The organism is Neisseria zalophi (assembly GCF_008807015.1).
In the GTDB taxonomy this organism is placed as follows: domain Bacteria; phylum Pseudomonadota; class Gammaproteobacteria; order Burkholderiales; family Neisseriaceae; genus Neisseria; species Neisseria zalophi.
The window spans coordinates 927,583-951,112 of record NZ_CP031700.1; the positions used below are offsets into that span (position 1 = coordinate 927,583).

At 46.3% G+C, this 23,530-nt stretch carries 16 protein-coding genes; 7 read left to right on the forward strand and 9 right to left on the reverse strand.

The window, feature by feature from the left end; translation table 11 throughout:
• The first annotated feature begins 504 nt into the window (after positions 1-504).
• The 5 genes from pgaA (at position 505) to acnB (ending at position 9,541) form a co-directional block, all read left to right on the forward strand.
• Positions 505-2,913, forward strand: a complete 2,409-nt coding sequence (pgaA, locus tag D0T92_RS04275; protein WP_151050540.1) for a poly-beta-1,6 N-acetyl-D-glucosamine export porin PgaA — start codon at positions 505-507, stop codon at positions 2,911-2,913.
• 101 nt (positions 2,914-3,014) lie between these two features.
• Positions 3,015-4,937, forward strand: a complete 1,923-nt coding sequence (pgaB, locus tag D0T92_RS04280) for a poly-beta-1,6-N-acetyl-D-glucosamine N-deacetylase PgaB (RefSeq protein ID WP_151050543.1) — start codon at positions 3,015-3,017, stop codon at positions 4,935-4,937.
• A gap of 222 nt (positions 4,938-5,159) precedes the next feature.
• Entirely contained in the window at positions 5,160-6,386 is a 1,227-nt protein-coding gene (gene pgaC, locus D0T92_RS04285) for a poly-beta-1,6-N-acetyl-D-glucosamine synthase (protein ID WP_151050545.1), read from the forward strand.
• Between the two features lie 39 nt (positions 6,387-6,425).
• Positions 6,426-6,713, forward strand: a complete 288-nt coding sequence (locus D0T92_RS04290) for a hypothetical protein (protein WP_151050547.1) — start codon at positions 6,426-6,428, stop codon at positions 6,711-6,713.
• Positions 6,714-6,955: 242 nt separating this feature from the next.
• Positions 6,956-9,541, forward strand: coding sequence for a bifunctional aconitate hydratase 2/2-methylisocitrate dehydratase (gene acnB, locus D0T92_RS04295; protein WP_151050549.1), 2,586 nt, complete (start codon positions 6,956-6,958; stop codon positions 9,539-9,541).
• 189 nt (positions 9,542-9,730) lie between these two features.
• Here acnB and D0T92_RS04300 read toward each other — a convergent pair whose 3' ends face one another.
• From D0T92_RS04300 to cysG, 8 genes are all read right to left on the reverse strand, one after another.
• Positions 9,731-10,264 carry an alpha/beta hydrolase gene (locus D0T92_RS04300; protein WP_151050551.1) on the reverse strand — a complete coding sequence of 178 codons (534 nt, stop codon included), beginning with the start codon at positions 10,262-10,264 and terminating at the stop codon, positions 9,731-9,733.
• Between the two features lie 23 nt (positions 10,265-10,287).
• Complete coding sequence (locus D0T92_RS04305) at positions 10,288-11,064, reverse strand: exodeoxyribonuclease III (protein WP_151050554.1); 777 nt, start codon at positions 11,062-11,064, stop codon at positions 10,288-10,290.
• 206 nt (positions 11,065-11,270) lie between these two features.
• A complete protein-coding gene (gene greB, locus D0T92_RS04310; RefSeq protein ID WP_151050556.1) occupies positions 11,271-11,768 on the reverse strand; it encodes a transcription elongation factor GreB in 498 nt (165 codons plus the stop codon).
• A gap of 168 nt (positions 11,769-11,936) precedes the next feature.
• On the reverse strand, positions 11,937-13,700 hold the full coding sequence (cysI, locus tag D0T92_RS04315) for an assimilatory sulfite reductase (NADPH) hemoprotein subunit (RefSeq protein WP_151050558.1): 1,764 nt from the start codon (positions 13,698-13,700) through the stop codon (positions 11,937-11,939).
• 88 nt (positions 13,701-13,788) lie between these two features.
• Positions 13,789-15,144, reverse strand: a complete 1,356-nt coding sequence (locus D0T92_RS04320) for an APC family permease (protein ID WP_151050560.1) — start codon at positions 15,142-15,144, stop codon at positions 13,789-13,791.
• Between the two features lie 86 nt (positions 15,145-15,230).
• Positions 15,231-16,094, reverse strand: coding sequence for a taurine dioxygenase (gene tauD, locus D0T92_RS04325; RefSeq protein WP_151050562.1), 864 nt, complete (start codon positions 16,092-16,094; stop codon positions 15,231-15,233).
• Between the two features lie 127 nt (positions 16,095-16,221).
• Positions 16,222-18,006: an assimilatory sulfite reductase (NADPH) flavoprotein subunit gene (locus tag D0T92_RS04330; protein ID WP_151050564.1), complete on the reverse strand. Its 1,785-nt coding sequence runs from the start codon at positions 18,004-18,006 to the stop codon at positions 16,222-16,224.
• Positions 18,007-18,081: 75 nt separating this feature from the next.
• Positions 18,082-19,506 carry a siroheme synthase CysG gene (gene cysG / locus D0T92_RS04335; protein WP_151050566.1) on the reverse strand — a complete coding sequence of 475 codons (1,425 nt, stop codon included), beginning with the start codon at positions 19,504-19,506 and terminating at the stop codon, positions 18,082-18,084.
• A gap of 278 nt (positions 19,507-19,784) precedes the next feature.
• On the opposite strand from cysG, the gene prmB reads away from it, so the two are divergent.
• Positions 19,785-20,699 (forward strand): 50S ribosomal protein L3 N(5)-glutamine methyltransferase, encoded by a 915-nt coding sequence (gene prmB, locus D0T92_RS04340; RefSeq protein WP_151050568.1) that lies wholly within the window; start codon positions 19,785-19,787, stop codon positions 20,697-20,699.
• A 96-nt stretch (positions 20,700-20,795) separates the two neighbouring features.
• Here the strand turns inward: prmB and D0T92_RS04345 are convergent, their stop codons facing one another.
• Positions 20,796-21,431, reverse strand: a complete 636-nt coding sequence (locus D0T92_RS04345) for an NUDIX hydrolase (RefSeq protein ID WP_225315142.1) — start codon at positions 21,429-21,431, stop codon at positions 20,796-20,798.
• Positions 21,432-21,616: 185 nt separating this feature from the next.
• On the opposite strand from D0T92_RS04345, the gene D0T92_RS04350 reads away from it, so the two are divergent.
• A complete protein-coding gene (locus D0T92_RS04350) occupies positions 21,617-23,476 on the forward strand; it encodes a tetratricopeptide repeat protein (RefSeq protein WP_151050570.1) in 1,860 nt (619 codons plus the stop codon).
• Positions 23,477-23,530 lie beyond the last annotated feature (54 nt).

The following is a 23,530-nucleotide window of genomic DNA, read 5'->3' on the forward strand; positions in this document are numbered from 1 at the left end:
GATGGCTAATTACCTTATCCGAATTATTTTTAATGACAAATGATTATTATGCTGATATAAAAATAATATTTCATTGGCATAAATATTATTTTTATATCTTAAAATGGAGTATTGCCAATCTTGATTAACTGCGAATAGCTATTGTCCGCTTAAGCAGTAGTGTGGACAAGTGATATTGTTAATATTTTGATTGAAACTATTTTTTATAATTATATTGTGAAAAATGAATATATATATGAGTAATTTATTTTAGTGCAATTATACCAAAATTAGTCATGATTCCGCCAAGTCAGTAATTCGACCGTTTGAGTGTTACTCAAGCAATCTTTATTTAAATTGATATAAGCTTTCTAATAATTAATCCCCAGTCAATTTATTTGTTTTGGGTATTTTCGTGTGATTGAAATATTCTATTTTTAATCTTTTTAATATAACTGCCTGTATGATAAAAGCATATTCCGTGCAGATTATTAAAATATAAACGTTTTAGAAGCCCCTTATATTATGAGCCGAATTTATCCAATATCATTTTGTGTGGCCGCTGTTTTAGCGTCCGTGCCTTATGCTGTTTCACAAGATATCCAAGCCGAACGTGAGCGTTGGGCTTTACATGCGCGTAATGGAGCCCCTCAATTGGCTGAAGCCACCGCGCAGATGGAAAAACTGTATGCACAAAGCGGTGATGCGAAAGTTAGGGCTGATTTAATTGCTTTATTGTTGCGCCAGAATAAATCGGCCGAAGCATTGGCAGTTTGCCCGACATGCACCGTAACGGATTATACGCCGGACGAATTGGAAAACCTTGGTAAGGCTGCACGAAATGTCCGCCAACCCCGTTTTGCTTATGATTTATACCGAGAGCTTCAAGTAAAAATGCCTGAAGGTAAGGTTGGCTATTTGGGTGCTGCATTGGCAGCAACCGATGCAGCTGAGTATGCAGCGGCTAAAAATCAAATTGAAGTTTATAAAAAACATTTCGGCACGGATGCGGATATACGGCAGGTTGAAAGTTATCTGAATCAATTTATTTTGCCGCTTTCGGCACAGTTGGTACAACAGCAGAAACAAGTTGAAGCCGAGCCTGATAACCGTGACAACGTGTTGGCGTTATACCGTACAGCATCGCGGCTGCAACTCTTCCCACTCCAAAAGCGGCTGATGGAGCGTTATCCGGATTATTTTAATGGCCAAGATAAATTATGGCTGGAGGCTACAGAAGCCACTGTTTTACTGCGTACATCCCGTGAGACTACTAATTCCCGACAAATACGGGAAGCTTATCAACGGTTAAGTGCTGTTGTCGAAAAAACTAAGGAGGGCACAGGGCTGCATACCCAAGCTTTGCGTGACCGTATGGCAGCAGCCATTGTGATGGGCAAAGTAAAACAGGCTTTGGCCGATTACCGTGTTTTAGAGAAACAAGGAACGCAACCGCCTTATGTTCAGGAACAGTATGCCCGCGCTTTATTGATGTCAGGAAGCCCTAATAAAGCAGGGCGGGTATTGGAAGCAGAAAGAAAACGGCAGGAAGGTACGAAAAACGGCAAAGTTAACCCGGAGTTGATTGAGCTGTTAGTCCGTAAGAATTCCGATTTAATGTATTTCGATGAGGCAAGAAAAAATGTCAATCTATGGAATGCAAATAAATATATTCCTGATTTTACACATAATGTTCAAATTGAAAACCCGTATTATGACACCGTGTATTTTTGGAAGGCGCGTCTGAAAGCGTGGGAAGGTGATGTTAAAGGTGCCCAAGCATTGATGGACACTTGGCTTGATGAACATCCCGCCGATCCGTGGGCCATGATATTGCAAGGTGAATTGATGCAGGCGAGCCATCAAGAAGAAAAGGCTGTGGCCTATTTTGATCGGGCACGCGATTATTTGCCTGAACGTGAGCAACAATTTATAGATGCCAAATCTGCTAGAGCTTATATGGCTGCAGGCAATTGGTCTGCTGTTAATGATTTGGCTTCGGGCTTATCGCGTGAGGAAATCGGCCACAATGAGTTTTGGCGTTTATATGATTCGGAACGTGCGGCTCAGCTCAGTATTTCCGGCACGGGAATGAAAGCGACTTCCCCTGAAGACGGTACGGAGTGGAGTGAGACAACGCAATTACACAGCCCGTATAGCCGCGAAGGGCATCGTGCTTATGTGATTCAACAGCGCACCCATGTACCTAATCATGGCGACCAATTGGAAAGCGGCCGTGTCGGTGCCGGTGTAGAAGTGAATCTATATCCGTTTATGGTTCAAGCAGAGGCAGGTCGGGGAACCCAGCTCAATGATAAGGGATACGGTTCTTTAGGTGTGGACTATCGTGTGAATGATGCTTTGAGCCTGAATGCCCGTGCAGCTGTTAATAGTGAAAATACGCCGGTAAAAGCCTTGAAACAGGATGTGCATGCAGATGAATATACGTTGGGTGCAAGGTATAAACATTCACCTAAAACAACAGTGGGTGCAAGTGTCGGCATATTGAAATTTGATGATGGCAATACCCGTAAGAGTGCCGGCGTTTGGCTGAATCATGACATTTTCCAATATAACCGTTGGAAACTTGATGGTTCTTTGTCTGCCGGCTATGGCAGTAATAAAGATATTCCCCAAGCATTTTATTACAACCCTGAAAAAAATAAGAGTGTTGATGGTGTTTTGGCGTTGACTTATACGATTCCTATGGATAACCAAATTATCTTCCGGCAAACCTTGAGTGGCGGTGCAGGGCGTTACAGTCAAACGGGACGGAAAACCGAAAACACTTGGCAGCTTAAATACGGACACGGCTGGAGTTTCGGCCGCCGTGCAACATTAGGTTATGAGTTCGGCCGTCGTCAGGCTGTATACGATGGTGCGCCCGAATATCAAAACTTTGGCAGTTTAAACCTTAAGCTGAAATTATATTGATAACCGGATAATCAAAAGTTTTCAGACGGCCTATATGGTTGTCAGGCCGTCTGAAAACCAATCCATAATGTCAACTGATTAAATATAGAAAAGCAAACAAAATGAAATATACCAATCTGCTTGTCGGCATACTCTTCGCTTGTGGTCTGCAAACTGTTTATGCTGCCGATGTACGCTATGGTGTGATGTGTTATCACGATGTGATTGATGGCGAGTCAGCTGCTAAAGATGTGAATTTATCAAGTAATGTGGCAGATATGCGGGGCGAACTGAAACGCCAATATTTCCCGCAAACGATTACTGTTGAACGGCTGGTAGCACATTTTAACTGGCTGCGCGACAACGGCTACACACCAGTGAGTTTCAAGCAAATTGAAGATGCGCGTGCAGGTAAAGCTGAGTTGCCGCCAAAGCCTGTGTTGCTGACTTTCGATGACGGATATATCAGTTTTTATACCAAAATTTATCCCCTATTGAAAGCTTATAACTATCCTGCCGTTTTTGCTTTAGTAACTTCTTGGTTGGAACAGCCGGAAGGCAGCATGATCGTTTATGGTAAGAAAAAGTTACCGCGCTCGGCTTTTATTACTTGGGCACAAATGCGCGAAATGATGCAAAGCGGCTTGATTGAAGTAGCTTCGCATACACACGATTTGCATCACAGTGTTATCGGCAACCCTTATGGTTCGCAGTTTGCCGCTATGTTCCCCGCTTATGAAAACGGCCGCTATGAAACAAAAGCCGAATATGAAAAACGCATCCGTGATGATTTACAAAAGTCAGTAGATATCATTGCCAAGCGTACCGGTGTGCGTCCGAATGTATTGGTGTGGCCTTATGGACAGTTTAGCCAAGAAGCTCAAGCTATTGCCCGTAGTGTGGGGCTGACGAATGACTTTACTTTGTTTGATAACAAGCTGAATACGGTTGAGCAGCAAAGTATCGGCAGGGCTTTGATTGATAATGAAACCGGCTATGCCTTAATGAGAGATTATTTGGATCAAGCCATATATATGCCACCACACCAGCGGGCTATCTCTATCGATTTGGACTCACTTTATGACACTGATCCGAAAAAGCTTGAAAGTAAGTTTGATAAGTTGATCGAGCATGTCTACAAAATGGGTGTGACCACTGTTTATTTGCAAGCCTTCTCCGATGAAAATGGTGACGGACTGGTTGATTCTGCTTATTTCCCCAATCGGCACTTAAAAATGAAGGCTGATTTATTCAGCCGTGTTGCATGGCAGATGATGACGCGCTCCAATGTGAAAGTATATGCACAGATGCCAATGGCTGCATTTGATTTGGGTGATGGTTATGAATACGTAACTAATAACGGCCAAACAACTGCCCAGAAAAAATTATACCTATCACCTTTCGGTACCAAAAATCGTCAGGCTGTTATTGATATTTATGAAGATTTGGCATTCTCCAGCCGGTTTAACGGGTTGGTTTTCAATGAAGATGGCCTGATGGCTGCTGATGAAAGAAATATTGCGGCCATAAGCTCTATGCCTGATAGCGCTTCTGAAGCACAACCAGACAATAACTTAATCGGTTATTCAAATCTACTGAAAGATGCAGCACTGAAATACAGTTATAACGGTGTCGAGGAATTGAAGACTGTCCGAAATCTATATGCAGGTGAAACAAATACATTCTTGAAACAAAGATTTGCCAAATACCTGCCATTGTTTACTAAAAATTATAACTATACCGCCATTATGGCCATGCCTTATACGGCCAATGGGCCTACCCTCAGCCGTCAGGCTGCTGCCGATTGGCTGAAAGGACTGGTTACAGATGTTAAAAACAGTGGTGTGCCGTTGGATAAAACCGTGTTTGAACTTCAATCTATAGATTGGCATACCAAGCGACCAATTGATACTAAAGAAATGGTTACTTGGGTTGAATTGTTGAAAAAAGAAGGGGTAAGAAATCTGGCCTATTATCCGGATGACTATCTTAATGATAAGCCCTTGATGGAAAATATCAGACCAGTTATTTCAGTGAAGCAATAATTTGTAGCGTTTCAGATAGACTTTCATATCATTTGTTTTTGGCAATAAAGGCTGTCTGAAAGAGTATATTGCCTGAGTTCCGATTAAGCCCATTGTAGGGTTGGGCGCAATCGGAAGCTTATGGCTGAAATAATAGTATCTGACTTTATAAAACGGAAGATTAAAGAAAATGATAATTCCGAATACTCCCGATACAAACAACACCAATAAAGGCCTTACTAAATGGACTGGTATGAATATTTAGCTGTTTTCGTAATGTTATACCCGGGCATTATGGCCGTGTATTGGACGTTGTCCGGCCTATTTTATTTTCTCTTTTGGGAAAATCGTACGGAAGAACCGGAATATGTATTTCAAGAAGCTGCCCCGATGGTCAGTGTACTGATTCCTTGTTACAACGAAGCAGATAACCTTGATGTTTCTATTCCACATTTGCTGAATTTGACTTATCCAAACTATGAGTTGATTTTTATTAACGACGGAAGTACCGACGATACTTTAGAAATTATTCGTCGTTGGGCATTGGAAGCTGAAAAAATCGTTGTAATCGACCAGCCGAACAATGGTAAGGCTGTTGCTATGAATACGGGTGCGCGCCATGCGCAAGGTGAATATATCGTCGGTATCGACGGTGATGCCATTTTAGATTATAGCGCCATCGAATATATGATTCAGAATCTGGAGAATAACCCCGGTTTGGGTGCGGTAACGGGTAATCCGCGTGTCCGCAACCGCAGTACGGTTTTGGGCAAACTTCAAGTAGCGGAATTTAGCTCTATTATCGGGTTGATTAAACGTTCGCAAAGTGTGGTCGGTACCTTGTTTACCGTATCCGGCGTAATTATGTGTATCCGCAAAGATGTGCTTAATGAAATTGGCGGTTGGAGCGACAACATGATTACTGATGATATTGATGTTAGTTGGAAAACCCAGATAGCGGGCTACAACATTGCTTACGAACCACGCGCCTTGTGTTGGGTGCTGATGCCGGAAACCATCCGCGGCTTATACCGCCAGCGGCTCCGTTGGGCGCAGGGTGGGGCAGAAGTCATTATGAAATATTTGAAACAGATATGGAGGTTACAAAATATCCGACTGTGGCCGCTTTATATTGAATATTTTTTAACGCTATTTTGGGCTTATACCTTATTTATTATTACTTTGTTTGGTATTTGCGGGTGGATATTCGGTTATCAGCACGACTTTACCCCGTTTAAAGTAGCCAGCTTGATTACATTCATGATGTTTATTTTGCAGTTTTCAGTAAGCATATTTATCGATAGCCGCTATGAACGGGATTTGTTCCGCTATTTCATCAGTTGTATTTGGTATCCATACGCATTTTGGTTGATGAACAGCATTACATTGATTCACGGTTTCCCGAAAGCTCTATTACGTGATAAGCATCGTAAAGCTACCTGGGTGAGCCCTGATAGGGGTGTGCAATAAAAGTTGTTGCTAATTGAAATAATAAGAAAGGAGAATCTTATGACGGAACGGATGCAAGATCTACGCGAATTAATGGTGATCCACAAAGCGCGCAATCCGAATCGGGTTATTAGTACCCAAAGCATGTTGATTTTTATTATTACATGGTCTTTGTGGCTGTTGACGGCATATCTGATTATCCGTGAACACCAAACATTATTGTATAACCCTGTTGTTGGTGATTGGACATTGGAAGAATTGTCCAAAGCAGCAGCTGTTGTTGTGTTAGGACAATTGAACATATTGTTGCTATGGTCGATTTTCACAGCAGGTAAGTCACGGGATTGATAAAGATTTTTATTACTTAGCATCAGGCCGTCTGAAAGATATTTTTCAGACGGCCTTCTTTATATAAAAAGTTTCAAAGAAGTTCCTATTTATACAATTTTGGTTTATTATCTATAGACTACGGTATACAACATATTATGCCATTGTTGCGGATATATCGAAATGACTGTCTGTATCAATGCCGTATTACTTGTGTTATATGCCACCCCTGAGAAGAAAAATCACTAAAAAGGAACCACGAGATGTTAGAAGCTTATCGCAAAGCTGCCGCAGAGCGCGAAGCTCTGGGCATTCCCGCCCTCCCACTCACCGCGCAACAGACTGCTGAATTAGTCGAACTGTTGAAAAATCCGCCGGAAGGCGAAGGTGAGTTTTTAGTCGAACTGATTGCCCACCGCGTACCACCCGGTGTGGACGATGCTTCCAAAGTGAAAGCGTCTTTTCTTGCCGCCGTTGCGGAAGGTAGCGCCAGCACTCCGTTGATTACACCTGAATATGCAACCGAATTATTAGGCACGATGCTTGGCGGTTACAATATCCACCCACTGATCGAATTACTTGACAATGAAAAATTGGCCCCCATTGCTGCTGAAGCACTGAAACATACATTATTAATGTTTGATGCATTTCATGATGTTCAGGAAAAAGCTGAAAAAGGCAATGAATATGCCAAAGCTGTTATGGAATCTTGGGCCAATGCCGAATGGTTCACAGCACGCGAAAAAGTACCTGAAAAAATTACTGTAACCGTTTTCAAAGTTGACGGTGAAACCAATACTGATGACCTGTCTCCTGCACCTGATGCATGGTCACGCCCCGATATTCCGTTGCATGCTTTGGCTATGCTGAAAAACCCGCGCGACGGTATTACACCCGATAAGTCTGGTGAAATCGGCCCTATTAAATTGTTGGAAGAATTGAAAGCCAAAGGCCATCCGGTTGCCTATGTCGGTGATGTGGTTGGTACCGGTTCTTCACGTAAATCCGCTACCAACTCAGTGATTTGGCATACCGGCTTGGATATTCCTTATGTGCCGAACAAACGCTATGGCGGTATCTGCTTGGGCGGTAAAATCGCACCGATTTTCTTCAATACTCAAGAAGACTCAGGTGCATTGCCGATTGAAGTAGACGTATCAGCATTGAAAATGGGTGATGTTGTCGACATTCTGCCTTATGAAGGCAAAATCGTAAAAGACGGCGAAACCGTAGCCGAATTCGAATTGAAATCAGAAGTATTGCTGGACGAGGTTCAAGCCGGCGGTCGTATTAATTTGATTATCGGTCGTGGTTTGACTGCCAAAGCCCGCGAAGCTTTAGGCTTGCCTGCTTCTACCGAATTCCGTCTGCCGCAAGCGCCTGCTGAAAGTAATGCCGGTTTCTCTTTGGCACAAAAAATGGTTGGCCGTGCTTGTGGTCTGCCTGAAGGTAAGGGTGTTCGTCCGGGTACTTATTGCGAACCGCGTATGACCACTGTCGGCTCACAAGATACTACTGGCCCGATGACCCGCGACGAGTTGAAAGATTTGGCTTGTTTGGGCTTCTCCGCCGATTTGGTGATGCAGTCTTTCTGTCACACCGCTGCCTATCCGAAACCTATCGACGTGAAAACCCATAAAGAGCTGCCTGAGTTTATCTCTACCCGCGGTGGTGTATCTCTGAACCCCGGTGACGGTGTGATTCACTCATGGTTAAACCGTTTGCTGCTACCTGATACCGTAGGTACCGGCGGTGACTCGCATACCCGTTTCCCATTGGGCATTTCATTCCCGGCCGGTTCAGGTCTGGTGGCTTTTGCTGCTGCAACCGGTGTGATGCCGTTGGATATGCCTGAGTCTGTATTGGTACGTTTTAGTGGCAAATTACAACCGGGTGTGACCTTGCGTGACTTGGTAAATGCCATTCCGTTGTATGCGATTAAAGACGGCTTGCTGACTGTAGCTAAAGCCGGTAAGAAAAATATCTTCTCCGGCCGTATCTTGGAAATCGAAGGCTTGCCTGATTTGAAAGTAGAACAAGCATTTGAATTGTCTGATGCTTCTGCCGAACGCTCTGCTGCCGGTTGTACCGTGAAGCTGAACAAAGAGCCAATCATCGAATACATGAAATCTAACGTTGTATTGATGAAAAACATGATTGCCAACGGCTATAAAGATCCGCGCACTTTAGAGCGCCGTATCAAAGCTATGGAAGCATGGTTGGCTGATCCGCAGTTGCTGGAAGCCGATAAAGATGCAGAATATGCTGCGGTTATCGAAATCAATATGGACGACATCAAAGAGCCGATCGTGGCTTGCCCGAACGACCCTGATGATGTGAAATTCATGTCTGAAGTATCCGGTACGAAAATCGATGAAGTATTTATCGGTTCTTGTATGACCAATATCGGCCACTTCCGTGCTGCTTCCAAATTATTGGAAGGTAAGAATGATATTCCGGTACGTTTATGGGTTGCTCCGCCGACCAAGATGGATGCTCAAGAATTGACCAACGAGGGTCATTATGGCGTATTGGGCCGTGCCGGTGCACGTATGGAAATGCCGGGTTGTTCGCTGTGTATGGGTAACCAAGCACAAGTACGTGAAGGTGCGACTGTAATGTCCACTTCAACCCGTAACTTCCCGAACCGTTTGGGTAAAAACTCCAATGTGTTCTTGGGTTCTGCCGAGCTGGCGGCGATTTGTTCGAAATTGGGTAAAATCCCAACACTTGAAGAATATCAAGCCAATATCGGTATTATCAACGAGCAAGGTGATGAAATTTACCGTTATATGAACTTTAATGAAATCGACACTTATAACGAAGTGGCCGAAAAAGTAAACGTATAATGGCAGAAATTCAGACGGCCTTTGAATGGATTTAAAGCAGCCGTCTGAAAAAAAGAAACCGGATAGTCAGGCTATCCGGTTTTTTATATTTAAGAAAATAGAATAGGCATATTTTTAAAGTTTGATTCGGCTGTTTTTGATTATTGATTTCTGGATATCAAGATTGCGATAAATAAAGCCCTGTTAGATTTAGGCTAACAACATTTCCTGCAGCAGTTTCGCCCCCCATTGCCAACCATTTAAACCTTGATTCAGACGGCCTTCCTGTGGAGCTATCAATAGCCGTGCACTCCATAATGCGGCATGTTGCTGTGCCCATTCTTCAGAGCAAACAGTATCTTGGTTGCCGATAACCAGTGCGGTCGGGCAGTGGCAGCGTACCCTCATTAGCGTATGTTGCTCGTCATCAGGAAAAACAGCCGGATTGGGTGATACCAACATCATGGTGCAGATACGTTTTTGTGTATGAACCCCGGCCAGATAGAGCCATGCCAGCCAGCCTGATACGCCCGAACCATGTGCGACCACGGCGATATTTTTACTGTATATCGTGGCAAAGACTGCCTGAATAGTAGTTTGCCATTCTTGAATATTTTGATAGCGGGATACTTCAGCCATCCGGGTAGTTGGATAGCTGACGGCCCAACGGTCTATCCACATTTTGGGTTCGTCGGCATCGCGTACCAACAGTAAGGTTAAATCTTCGAGGTCTTGGCTGTGCATAATCAATTAAGTTTTTGTTATCTTTAAGTAGAGTAGTTGTATTCCACCACCAGCGGTGCATGGTCGGAAAACTTTTCATCTTTATAAACATAAGCCTGAGTGGCTTTGGCGGCCAGTTCGGGTGTAACCATGTGATAATCGATGCGCCACCCTACATCTTTGGCATATGCTTGGCCGCGGTTGCTCCACCAAGTATAGCCCGGTACGTCGGGATAAAGAGTACGCCACATATCGACCCAACCTAAGTCGGAGATCACTTTGCCGATCCACTCGCGCTCTTCGGGCAGAAAGCCGGAATTCTTCTGATTGCCTTTCCAGTTTTTCAAATCAATATTTTGGTGGGCGATATTCCAGTCGCCGCAAACCACAATATCGCGTCCGCCTGCTTTCATTTCGGCCAACATCGGATAAAACGCATCAAGAAAACGGTATTTCAATTCTTGTCGTTCCGGTGCGCTGGTGCCTGAAGGCAGGTATAACGAAATGACGCTCAGATTGCCAAAATCGGCACGGACAAAACGGCCTTCGCGGTCAAATTCTTCAATACCCATACCGGTTTGAACATGATCGGGACGTTGTTTGCTGTATATAGCCACACCGCTGTAACCGCGTTTTTCGGCACAATGCCACACGCCATGCATACCGTGCGGGTTTTTCATATCATCGGATAAATCGGCTTCTTGTGCTTTTAATTCTTGAACGCACACAATATCCGCCCCCGAAGCAGCGATATATTCGTGAAAACCTTTTCGGTAGGCGGAACGAATGCCGTTGACATTGGCTGAAATGATTTTAAGCATGGTATGAAAATATCCGGATAAAAGCAGCATTGTACCTGAAATATTTTTCGGACAACTGAGTCTAAAGCAAAATCTACGGCTGTTTTGTGTATGGCATGGGTGGGAACACGGTTATGGCTACGGAAGATTGAGGCCGTCTGAAAAACTTTCAGACGGCCTCGGCCTATAACAATATTTGCTTGATAAACGATATTGCTTGATTCAATTTAATCAATACGGATATATTCAACCGACAATATTTCAATAATTTCTTTGCCTTCCGGCCCTGCCAATACGACTTCGTCGCCTTCGTGGGCTTTCAGCAGGCTGCGTGCGAGCGGGGAAATCCATGAAATTTTATTCTTGCCCGTATCGATTTCATCAATACCGACAATTTTTACCGTTTGTTCGCTGCCGTCGCCGCGTAACAGGCCAACGGTGGCGCCGAAGAAAACCTGATCGGTGGCTTCCCGTGTTTCGGGGTCAACCACTTGCGCGGCTTCCAGCCGTTTGGTGAGGAAGCGGATACGGCGGTCGATTTCGCGCATGCGGCGTTTGCCGTAGAGGTAATCGCCGTTTTCGCTGCGGTCGCCGTTGCTGGCTGCCCAGTTGACGATTTGTACGATTTCAGGACGCTCTTTATTCACGAGCTGATACAGTTCGTCTTTTAACGCTTGCCAGCCGGTGGGGGTGATATAGTTTTTGGGCGTATCGTCGTTACTCATAGCTGAGGCCGTCTGAAAAATCATAAAGCGTTATTTTAGTCTATCAATACGTTTTTAGGCGTGTTTTTTTATGGCGAACTTTATTATTAAAGAGTGTTTTTACACAATAATGCTGCCGTTGTTGTAGTCAACGGCAGCATGTAGGTTTGTGGCGCAACGATTAGATTTTTAAGCAGGCAGAGATTCTTCTGTCGCCCAGAAATCCACCGGTGCATTCACAACGGGTTTGATAATGCCCGTGCGTACGGCAAAGTCGCCGAATCCTTCGTCTTTCAGACGGCCTGCCGCCCAGGCAGCCAGCCAACCGTCGATAATTTCCAGAATTTCCGGCTCGGTAATATTTTCTTTAAACAGACGCGGGATGCGTGTGCCTTCGCGATTACCGCCGACGTGCAGGTTATAGCGGCCGGGCGCTTTGCCGACCATACCGATTTCGGCAAGCATGGCGCGGCCGCAGCCGTTGGGGCAGCCGGTAACGCGTAATACAATATGCTCTTCAGACAAACCGTGATGGGCAAACAATTCATCGATTTTGTCGATAAATTTCGGCAGAAAACGCTCGGCTTCGGCCATAGCCAACGGGCAGGTTGGCAGTGAAACGCAGGCCATGCTGTGTTCGCGTTGCGGCGTGGTGGAATCGTTTATCAGTTTGTGTTCGCGGGCAATGCGTTCGATGGTTTCTTTATCTTCTTCGGATACGTTGGCCACAATCAGATTTTGATTGGCGGTCAGACGGAAATCACCCTTATGGATTTTGGCGATTTCGCGCACACCGCTTTTCAGGGGGCGATCCGGATAGTCGAGCAGGCGGCCGTTTTCGATAAATAAGGTCAAATGCCATTTTTTATCTTCACCCTGTACCCAACCGATACGGTCGCCGCGTGATGTGAATTCATAAGGTCGAATCGGTTGGAATTTGGCTTCCATCCGTTTTTCCACTTCGGCAATAAAGTTGTCGATACCTTTGTTTTGCAGCGTATAGCGGGTTTTGGCGTTTTTACGGTTGCTGCGGTTGCCCCAGTCGCGCTGTACCGATACGACGGCGGCGGCGCAGTCCAGTGTTTTTTCTAATGGGATAAAACCGAATTCTTGTGCGGTATTGGGGTAGGTTTGGTGGTTGCCGTGTTCCATAGAAAGACCGCCGCCGACCAATACATTAAAGCCGATCAGGTTGCCGTTTTCACCGATGGCGACAAAGTTCAAATCGTTGGCGTGTAAATCAACATCGTTATGCGGCGGAATGACAACGGTGGTTTTGAATTTACGTGGCAGATAGTTTTTGCCGAGCACCGGCTCGGTTTGGTCGCCGCTTTTCACGCCGTCTTTAAGCGGTGTGGGCGGCATGGTTTCGGTGGATTCCACTTTTTCGCCGTCCAGCCAGATTTCGGCATAGGCACGGGTTTTGGGCAGCAGGTGTTCGCTGATTTTTTTCGCCCATTCATAGGCTTGGCGGTGCAATTTGCTTTCTACCGGATTGGATGTGCACAATACATTGCGGTTAACGTCGCCGGCGGTTGCGATGGAATCCAAGCCGAGGTGGTGCAGCCATTGGTGCATGGGTTTGATGTCGCTTTTCAATACGCCGTGGTATTGGAAGGTTTGGCGGTTGGTCAGCCGGATACTGCCGTAAAGTGTGTGCTCGTCGGCAAATTGGTCGATACCGAGCCATTGTTTGGGCTGGATAATACCGCCGGGCAAGCGGCAGCGCAGCATCACGTTTTTATTCGGCTCCAGTTTTTGTTCGAGGCGCTCGGCACGGATATCGCGGTCGTCTTGCTCATACATGCCGTGAAAGCGGATAAGCTGAAAGTTGTCGCCTTTGAAGCCGCCGGTGAGCTGTTCTTGTAAGTCTTCTTTGATGGTGCCTTTCAAATAATCGCTTTGCCCTTTTAGGCGTTCGTTATCGGAAAGTTTTGGGGTTTTATCATTCATTATGGTGTTCCTTTAATGGTAGTCGGCAACAACAGATAAGGATGCCGGTATATATGGTTGTTGGTATGGGCAAGGTGTGTGGTTTGGGTTAGCAAGATATCCGGCGGCATCGTAAGGCAAGGTATGCGAAACATAAACCGAGTATGGTAATGATGATGCCGATGCCACTTATCGATAAGTGGTCGAGTGCGTCGGGCATCAACAGCAAAACAATAAAGACGATACTGGTAATCACGGCCAAATAAGCGGAAATAGGATGTTGGGCATTTTTCCTTAAACGAACCAAATCGGCAAAGGCGACATAAAAGAAGCCGATAGCAATACCGAAAGAGGCGGTATTCACCATATCCGATAGGTGGTTTCTACCCAGCCACGGGGCAAACAAACACAAAATTAAAATCAGCAAACCGGTTCGTTTTTGAGAAAAACGACGGTCGGGGGCGGTCAACCATGTGGGCAACGCACCTAAATCATGCATGGATTCGAACAACTTGCCGGTGGCCAACATAAAGCCGTTGATACCACTGAGAATCGAGCACACCATCGCTGTTGCCAAAATAGCCATGCCCCATGTGCCCGCTATATGGCGGATGCCTTCGCCGGTTGCCCATGGCGAATGGGCAATGGCTGCATAATCGAAATTCAGATTCAAGGCGGTTAGATAATTAATGGCCAAATAAAAAAAGCAGCCGGCAGCGATGGAAAATAAAATAATAAATTTAGTCTGCGTTTTTGAACGGCTGATTACTTTGGAAAGCTGGGGGGTGGTTTCAAAACCGATATAGGCCCAAGGCATCACGGCAAGCACGGCCAACCATGAACCGTTTTCGGAAACCGCATGGTTGGTTTCGGCGGAAACGGAGGGCAGGATATGGTTCGGTGTGGCATATAAAGAGGCGGCCAATAATGCAAACAGCGACAAGACCATCAGCAGGGCGATATACAGCTGGGTTCTTGCTCCGGCCCGAAGGCCTTTATAGTTAGTGTAGGAAAACAGGCAGACAACCGCCATACAAACGGCGGCTTCGCTGGCATAAACATCCCAACCCGAAATCGTATAAAGGTAGCCGATTTGCCATGACGCGGGTAGAAAGTAGCGCATCAGTAAGGTGATGGCGGAAATATTCAGGGCAATGATGGCGATATAGCCTGCCAATATACACCAGCTATATATGAGGGCGTGTGTGCGGTTGAGGTGTGTGGCGATCCAGCCGATACTGCCCAAACGGCGGTCGGATTCCATTGATGAAAGGTTGATATAAGGCTTGGCGATAAGAACAATCAAGAACGTACCAATAAGAATCGCAGCCGATGAACCGTATAATTTTGCGTTTAGAAACAAATCGCCGGGCATGACATAAGCACCCCAGCCGATAATGGCGCCGAGGCTGATGGCGATGGCTTCATAAAAAGAGATATTTTGTTGCTTGGTAGGTTGGGCCATAATTATCCTCTTGGCCGTCTGAAACTATTTATTATTTATATTGAAAGCCGAAGCCTGTTCAGACGGCATGCTATTTCTCTATGGTATCAAGCTGCTAAAGCCGTTTCTTTAAAATACGGCTCGCCGCCGTTTACGGTGGCGCGGTGCATAATGCGGTGTGCGTCGCCATAATCGAATAAGGCTTTATGTTGGGTGCAGCGGTTGTCCCAAATGGCAACGTCACCCTCCTGCCATTGCCAGCGCAGATGGAATTCGGGTTTGATGGCATGTTGTGTCAGGAAATTCAGCAGGTCGCGGCCTTCCTCTTCGGGCAAACCGTTAATGCGTGAGGTAAAGCCTTCGCTGACAAACAAAGCCTGCTTGCCGGTTTCGGGATGGGTTCTGACTACGGGATGGGTTACCGGCGGGTTTTTGGCGATAACCGCTTCCAGTTTTTGTTTTTCTTCTTCACTCCGCGCAAAACGTTCGGCAGGGAAAGATAAGCGGATATCGTGTTCGGCCGTGAGTGTTTTCAGTTTTTCCTGCAACTCCGGCTCCAGCGCATCGAATGCCGCCGTTCCGCTGGCCCATAAGGTATCGCCGCCGTGTTCGGGTATTTTGACGGCTTTTAATACGCAGCCCATCGGCGGGGTTTTGCTGAAAGTAACATCGGTATGCCATAGTTCGTTGTCGCGTAGGTCCAAAAGATGGCTGTCTAATACGATAATTTCCGGAACATCAGACAGGTGCGGGAAAACCGGATGAATATGCAGGCTGCCGAATTGCCGTGCCAAAGCCGTTTGTGCAGTAGGCTGAAGTTGTTGGTTACGGAAGAAGATTACTTGGTAATCCAATAATGCCTGTTTGATGGCGGCACGGGTGTCTTCATCAATCCGGTTTAAGTCGATATCTTGAATAATGGCGCCGATAGTAGGTTTTATCGGGGTGATGTTTAATAGCGATTTCGTCATTATTGTACTTTCATCATATTGGTTTATAGATGGGTTTAATCATAAATTATTGATAAATTAAAAAGAAATAATTTATGATTCATTGCTTATTGCTATCGGTTATAACCATTCGGCAAGGGTGTGCGTATTAATATACATCGCGACGGTAGCGTTTTTCTTGTCTGAGGTTGTCGAGATACTCTTCTGCATCTTCCTCATTAAAGCCGCCCTCGCGGCTGATAACCTCTAATAATGCGGCTTCCACATCTTTCGCCATGCGTGCGGCATCACCGCAAACATAGAGGTAGGCGCCGTCTTGCAGCCACTGCCATACATCGGCGGCGTTTTCCCTGATTTTGTCTTGCACATAGATTTTTTCTTTCTGATCGCGCGACCATGCAAAGCTGTATTTGTGCAGATAGCCGTCTTTCGCCAAGGTTTGCCATTCGGTTTGGTAAAGGAAATCTTCGGAAAAATGCGGATTACCGAAAATCAGCCAGTTTTTACCTTCAGCCTCGGTGGCGGCGCGTTGCTGCATAAAGGCACGGAAAGGGGCGATGCCTGTTCCGGCGCCAATCATAATAATCGGGGTGTTCGGGTTTTCAGGCAGTCTGAATGAAGGGTTGTGCTCGATAAACACACGTACCGAGCCATCTTCTTCCAAACGCTCGGTCAGATAGCCGGATGCGCCGCCGGTATAGGTTTTGTCGTTATAGTTATAGCGAAGTGTGCCGACGGTAAGATGAACTTCTTCGCCGGCTTCCTCCGGTGCTGAGGCAATGGAATACAAACGCGGTGAAATAGGGCGTAATAAGCCGCTTAATTCGGTGGCCGTGAGTTTGGCCGGATATTTTTCTACCAATCCGGCAATCGGGTTGGTGGCAATAAAGCCGTGTAAGTCTGCGGCTACGGCAGCGGAAAGCTCACCGTTACCGGCCAGTTCGGCATAGCCTTTGGTGAATTGCGGTGTGTTTTGTGTGATTTCCAAATCGTGAATCAGGGCATCACGGATGGTTTTGGTTTGGGTGTTGAGTTCGATGGTTTCCGAACCGTCAAGTTGTACGGCAGCCAAAATACTGTCGACCAAGGCCGTATCATTATCAAACCATATGCCCAAAGTATCGCCTGCGCGGTATTGCAAGCCGGAGCCGGTTAAATCCAATTCGATATGGCGGACATCTTTATCTGAATAGCGGCCGGTAATTTTTTGGCGAACCAATAATGGGGCGGGGAAAGGGTTTTCTTTATGGAATAAGCTTGGGGTGTGTATCTCGTTTGATGCATCAATGGCAACACTATTGTTGGCGGTTGCGCTGCCGGCTTGTTCTTCGACAATCGGTACGATTTTTTCCAGCCAGGCGGCGGCGGTTGCTTGGAAGTCCAAATCACAATCCGTACGCTCGGCTAGGCGTGTGCCGCCTAATTCGGCTAAGCGAGCATCAAAGATATTGCCGGCCGCACAAAATTGCGGATAACTGGAATCGCCCAAGCCGAGCACGGCAAACTTGAGGCCGTTTAAATTCGGGGCTTTTTTGCCGGTTAGGAATTTGTGCAGGCTAACGGCTTCTTCGGGCGGTTCGCCTTCGCCTTGTGTGGAGGTAACCAATAAGAGCAATTTTTCATCGGCCAATTGTTTGGTTTTGTAGTCACCTGCGTGAATATGCGATACCGATAAACCGGCGGCTTTTAAGCGTGCGGTTAAGTCGTCGGCGATTTGGCGGGCATTGCCTGTTTGGGAGGCAGATAAAACGGTGATTTTTAAGGCTTCGGCAGTGGGTGCGGCAGCCGTGGCTGGTGTTTGGGTTGCGGTATTTACGGCAGCAGGCAAGGCAGTGCCGTCTGATTTTGCCCAACACCAACCTGAAAGCCAAGCCAGTTGTTGCGGGGTTAGGTTTTGTAGGGCTTGCATCAATTCCGTAGGAATGGCATTCATGGCGTTTCCTTGTATTTTTATATTGAATTAAAGTTTTAGAATATCGAGGGATAATGCGCCTGTTGTTATTATTTTTCAGGCGGCCAAAATAGTGGCGTTAGAACGACTTGCCGGTTGTTCCGCCTGCGCGGTGCCAAACCAAGCCAACTCTTGTCGGAGTGCGGCGGTTTCCCCGATAACCATCAAAGCAGGGCTTTCGGCTTGGGCGGCAAGCTCGGGTAAATCTTTCAGACGGCCTGAGTAAACTTTTTGCTCGGGTAGGGTGCCTTTGCTGATAACGGCAGCCGGAGTGTCGCCGCTGCGACCGTTTGCCATCAGTCCGGCGGCCAGTTCGGCAGCTTTGATGGTGCCCATATACACCACTAAAGTTTGATTGCCTTGCGCTAATGTCGACCAAGACAATGTTTTGCCGTCGACACGGCAGTGTCCCGTGATGAACATGGCGGTTTGTGCGTGGTCGCGGTGGGTGAGCGGAATACCGGCATAAGCGGTTGCGCCTAAGGCCGCAGTAATGCCCGGTACGACTTCAAAGGTGATACCGGCGGCTTTCAAGGTTTCCAATTCTTCGCCGCCACGTCCGAATACGAACGGATCGCCGCCTTTTAAGCGCACCACACGTTTACCTTGCCGAGCCAGTTCGACCAGCATACGGTTGGTTTCTTCTTGGCGAACGTGATGATTGCCCGCCCGTTTGCCGACAAAAATCTTTTCGGCATCGCGTCGAACCAATTCCAATACTTGTTCGGATACCAGTGCGTCATACAACACCACATCGGCAGCTTGGATTTTTTGCAAGCCTTTGAGTGTCAACAATCCGGCATCACCCGGCCCAGCGCCGACCAAAGTGACTTCGCCCTGATTGGGTTGGGGGGCACTGAGTTGCTCTGCTAGAAAAGCATCCGCTTCGTCTGGCTGATGGGTGGCGGTTAGATGTTGGAAAGTCGGGGCGGCGAATAGGCGTTCCCAAAAGCGGCGGCGTTGGCTGATAGAAGGTAGGGCTTCTTTAACCCGTTGCCGCCATCTTGCTGCGGTTTGTGCCATTTGGCCGAGATTTTGCGGCAGCAGGGCTTCGAGTTTTTCTCGGAGCAGTCTGGCCAACACGGGGGCGGTGCCGCCGCTGGAAATGGCGAGCTGTATCGGGCTGCGGTCGATAATGGCCGGAAAGATAAAATTGCAATGGGCTTGGTCGTCTACCGTATTGCACAACCGTTGTTTGGCTTCGGCAGCATCGAAAACGCGGCGGTTGAGTGCGGCATCGTCGGTAGCGGCAATCACGAGATAAACGTTATCTAATTGGCTTTCGCTGAAATCCCGCCCCAGCCATTGCACGTTGCCTGATGTGTGTTGTGTTTGGAGTGTTGTGCTCAGTTGTTTGGCAACGATGCTGACTCGGGCACCGGCTTTCAGCAGCATATCGACTTTGCGTTGGGCGACAGTGCCGCCGCCGACGACCAATACGGGGCGGTTTTTCAGACTGGTAAAAATCGGTAGGTAGTCCATGTGTGCTTTCTTATTTTTTGAGATGGTTTTTATTAAGTGTTTGGGGGCAGATATTAAGTAAAGAAATAAAATTCTGGAAATAATGTTTTTTTTTATAGATAGAATTAAAAGATATAAGGCCGTCTGAAAGGCGGTGCCCCGCTTGTTTGAGGATGTATGGTTTTGGGTATTGTTTCGCTGAGTATTAACGGGGAAATGGCTGTTGATTGAAACTTTGTAGAATCATTAAGTTGTTTGGCGATATAATCGCGTTTTTCTAAATAGAACAGAGATTTTTTATGTTTGCCGAAGCAGCCAAACAGTTTTCGACAGTGCGCGATTTATTGCGTTTTGCCGTCAGCCGATTTAATGAAGCGGGTTTGTATTTCGGGCATGGTAGCGATAATGCCCATGATGAAGCGGCTTATTTGATTTTGCACACCCTGCATTTGCCTTTGGATATATTAGATCCGTATTTGGATGCGGTATTGCTGCAAAGTGAAAAAGAACAGGTGCTGGCGTTGATTGAGCAACGGGTGAAAACCCGTGTTCCTGTCGCTTATCTGACCCATCAGGCATGGCAGGGTGATTTTGATTTTTATGTGGATGAACGGGTGATTGTGCCGCGTTCGTTTATTTACGAACTGTTGGGCGAGCGTTTGCAACCGTGGATAGAGCATGAAGAATTAGTTCACCGTGCACTTGATTTGTGTACCGGCAGCGGTTGTTTGGCGGTTCAGATGGCCTATCATTATCCGGCTGCCGAAATTGATGCGGTGGATTTGAGTCTGGATGCATTGGAAGTGGCGGCTATTAATGTTGAAGATTATGATTTAAAAGACAGAATTAACCTGATTCATACGGATTTATTTGAGGGTTTGGAAGATACATACGATTTAATCGTATCCAATCCGCCTTATGTGGATGAAGAATCGGTTGAGGCATTGCCGCCGGAATATCTGCATGAACCTGAATTGGCATTGGGCAGCGGTTCGGACGGTTTGGACGCGACCCGTGAAATTCTTTTACAAGCAGCAAAATTCCTGAACCCGAAAGGTGTGCTATTGGTTGAAATCGGGCATAACCGCGATGTGTTGGAAGCCGCTTATCCCGAACTGCCGTTTACTTGGATGGAAACCAGCGGTGGCGACGGTTTTGTATTCCTTTTGACCCGCGAGCAGTTATTGGGGCAAAACGATCAGGGCGAATGGTAGATGGGAGTATTGAATACAAAGCATTAAGCCGTCTGAAAAGTTTCAGACGGCCTATGGTTTGTTTCGATAATTTAAAATCGGCTATAAAGTATTTGTTTAAGCGGTTTGGCGGTATTGGCTGTAACGGTCTGCCAAATCGTAAAGAATCATGGCGGTCAGCCCCCAGATATCGTAATTTAAATAGGGCAGTGCCGGAGTATTGATGTGTGTGCCGCTATATTGAAGTTTGCGTTTGGCGTAGGCGGATTTATCGAGTGCCAATGTGAGGGGTAGGTAAAAAATTTCTTCTACTTCATCGCTGTTCGGCGTGGTTTGCGGGCTGGTCGTACAGAGGGCGGGTATCGGCGAAACGGCATAACCGGACGGGGTGTAATAAGCCGGAAAGGGTGCAAACGTTTCCCAGTATTGTGTTTGAATGCCGGTTTCTTCCCATGTTTCGCGCAGTGCGGTATCGGTGATGCTGTTATCTTCTTGATCACGGCTGCCGCCGGCTAGAGCAATCTGCCCAGCATGGTTTGAAAGGGCTGCGGAACGTTTGGTTAACAGAACCTGCCATTGTTGTTCGCGGAAAACCACAGCCAACAAAACGGCCGCTTCGCGCATCGGTATGTTGTTAAGTAATGTATTCCTACGGCGGCCGGTTTCGGCCGGATAGTGCGCGGCTTGTGTAAAAAAATGAGTTAATTCGTTATAAGTCATTATGCTGGTGTTGCCAATGGTTTCAGACGGCATGTATGTTTAAATTTTTTGTCTGGTGGTTGTTTATCATTATGATAGTCGCAATATCAACAAAGCCGGCAGCTTGTGATAAAGTATCACTCATGTTTATCAATAAAAGTATCGCACATCTTTATATCGGAATACAGGCCGTCTGAAAAATGGCCTGTTTATCCACATACAACATTGAAGGAAGTATTATGTTTTTTGGAAATATCCGAATCCGTTCTTCTGTTGCAGCGGTATTGGTGTTGTTTGCAGCTCATGCTCATGCATTGGGTGAAGCAGCAAAACATCCGCAACAGTATGTGAGGTCAGTCACTCCTGTGACAGCAGGTTCTAACCTGGATCGCTCGAATGAACAGCTTTCGGAGTATGAACGCCGTATTGGCATTGTCGATAGGGCTAATGGATTATTCACGCTTTTGGGCGGGGAAATGGCGCTTCAAAAGGGAGAAACGGGCACGGCGTTGGCGACTTATATCGTGATGCTCGACCGTACCAAAGATGCAGCCGTTGCAGAGCGTGCTATGGAGATGGCGATATCATTGCGTGCTTATCGGCAGGCAGAACAGATTTTTCAAAAATGGCGGGAAATCGAACCCGAGCCGGGCGAAGCGCAAAGACGTATGGCATGGATGCGCAATTTAGTTACCGGTCAAAACGATTCAACAGGCCGCGAATTGAAAGATATCTTGGATCATGCCGGTGAAGAAAGGGTGCGACGTATATTTTTAATGTTGGCGCAGTTGAGTCTGCAACAATCAGATTTAGCGCAAAAAGCCGGTAAAGATATTCATAAGGCAGCACAAAAATACAAATCTATGCCGGAAGCAGCCATTGCCGATGTGATTTTTAGTGCGCAAAGGGATAGGGAGCGGGATGCAGTAGCTGCTTTGCAGAGATTGTCTAAATTAGATACCCGAATTCTACCGCCCACTGAAGTTACTTTGCGCTTAGTTGCCCGCCACAACCCGAAAATTTTAAGCCGGTTTTTCGATGAAACCGATACGGTTAAACTTTCCCCTGTATGGCAGGAGCTGGAAATCAGCAGCTTGCTTGCACAAGGTCAGCCGGATAAAGCCTACCAACGTTTGCAAACCTTATTAAATGAAAACCCTAATGCAGATTTATATATTCAGGCTGCCATTTTATCCGTTACTCGGCAGGAAGATATTTCTGTTGTCGGTAATTATTTAGAGAAAGCCTATCGGGTCGGAACCAGTGAGCAGAAAAGCCGTGCTGCCGTTATTGGTGCGATGCGTTATGCAGAAGCCAAAAAATTCAAAGAAGCCAAAGCATGGGTGGAAAAAATTATTTCACCTGAATATGCTTTCGATAAAATTGTTTTGAATGCATCTATAGAGGCAGAGCGGGGTAACGGCCGCAATGCTTTGGATGAGGTGCGACGTGCTCGCCAACTCCCTGATAAAGAAGGTCGTTTCTTTAATATGGGTGATATCCAAAGAGTATATTTGTTTGCGTTGAGCAAACATGGTAATCCAAAGGAAGTATTGGAGGAATTAAATTCATTAGCCACGACGGTCGAACAGCAGCCTAATGGTCGGGAATATTTGCCTGATATCCTTTATCAACGTGCCATGCTATATGCTGATCAGCTCAAAAGTCCGGAAAAAGCGATAGTGGATTTACGCCGCTATTTGGCGCTGAGCCCCAATAGTGCTGCAGGTTTGAATGCTTTGGGTTATACGATGTTGTCTTTGCCTAATTACAATATCAATGAGGCGTTCAGATTGATTCAGGCGGCTTATCAGCAAGAGCCGGAATCTGCTGCTATCAACGACAGTCTGGGTTGGGTGTATTATCTGAAAGGTGATGCGGAAGCCGCTTTGCCTTATTTGGAATATGCGTTTGAACAGTATCCTGATGCTGAAGTTTCTGCCCACTTGGGTGAAGTATTATGGAAATTAGGACAAAAAGATAAAGCTCGGAAAGTATGGCAGGAGGGCTTAACTAAAGAAGGTGATACTGCGTTGCTTAAGAAAACGTTGCAGCGTTTAGGGGTAACATTACCTAAAACAACGGTAAGAAAAAAATAAACTCATTAAAGGCCGTCTGAAAACCATCGATAAGGTTTGATTTTTCAGGCGGCC